This is a genomic window from Streptomyces sp. AC602_WCS936 (assembly GCF_019049125.1).
Lineage (GTDB): Bacteria > Actinomycetota > Actinomycetes > Streptomycetales > Streptomycetaceae > Streptomyces.
This window is the reverse complement of record NZ_JAGMUF010000071.1, coordinates 1-1,149: the sequence shown is the minus strand read 5'-3', so window position 1 is coordinate 1,149 and position 1,149 is coordinate 1. Positions and strand designations below refer to the sequence as shown.

Below are 1,149 nucleotides of genomic sequence, written 5' to 3'. Positions count from 1 at the left end.
TAAGCGTTGTCCCGTAACTACTGATCGGTACTCGCGTCTGGTTACGTCAGCTGGGCGCCGTGCAGAGAGTTCGTAGCCGCTGATTCTCGGGTCGGCTGTGTTGTCAGCGGCTCAAGATACGATCACGGCTCGATGGGCCGGACGGAGATCGTGAGGGACTCGCGGCCATGGGGGGTGGGTCGCACAGGCCCCGGCATCCAGCTCGGGACTGGAGGTATCTTGCCGTAACCCCGCCCCCCTTCTCTCCCTGCAACGTCCGGGCCGTATCGGGAAGGCAGTCTGCCGACGGATGCAGGAAGCCACCGATGACATGATCTTGATGTGACTGGTGTGATCACGGCGTCGGAGCCCTCCTGGATAGCCCCGTTCACCGGGCTGAGCCCGCGTCAGTTCGCCAAGCTGGTCACCGCACTGCGGCGCGAGGGTGCCGACCCAGTCCGCAAGGGCCGGCCCTGGAGCCTGCCGCTGGAGGACCGGGTCCTACTGGTCGCCGCGTACTGGCGCACGAACCTCACCCTGCGACAACTGGCGCCGCTGTTCGGGGTGTCGAAGTCGGCCGCGGACCGCATCATCGACCACCTCGGCCCGAGGCTCGCGCTCCAGCAACGCAGGCGGTTCCGCAAGGACGCCGTGCTGATCGTGGACGGCACCCTGGTTCCCACCCGCGACCACACCGTCGCCGAGCAGTCGAAAAACTACCGGTACTCCACCAACCACCAGGTCGTCATCGATGCCGACACCCGGCGCGTCGTCGCCGTCGGTCGGCCGGTTACCGGCAATCGCAACGACTGCAAGGCATGGGAAATCTCGGGCGCGAAGGACGCCGTCGGCCGCACCACCGTGATCGCAGACGGCGGCTACCGGGGCACCGGCCTGATCATTCCGCACCGCCGCGAACGCAGCCAGGCCGAACTCCCGGACTGGAAAGAAGAGCACAACCGCTCACACCGCAAGGTCCGCGCCCGCGTCGAGCACGCCTTCGCCCGCATGAAGACCTGGAAGATTCTCCGCGACTGCCGCCTCAAAGGCGACGGCGTCCACCACGCCCTGCTCGGCATCGCCCGCCTGCACAACCTCACACTGACCGGCTGAGAAGCAACAGCACTGGTCGACCGGCATGCCGGAGATCATTTACGGGACAACACTTAG

General features: G+C 66.3%; 1 protein-coding gene. It reads left to right on the top strand.

What is annotated here, in order from left to right:
• The first annotated feature begins 321 nt into the window (after positions 1-321).
• Positions 322-1,092: a transposase gene (locus KUM03_RS24605; RefSeq protein ID WP_217251486.1), complete on the top strand. Its 771-nt coding sequence runs from the start codon at positions 322-324 to the stop codon at positions 1,090-1,092.
• Positions 1,093-1,149: the final 57 nt, after the last annotated feature.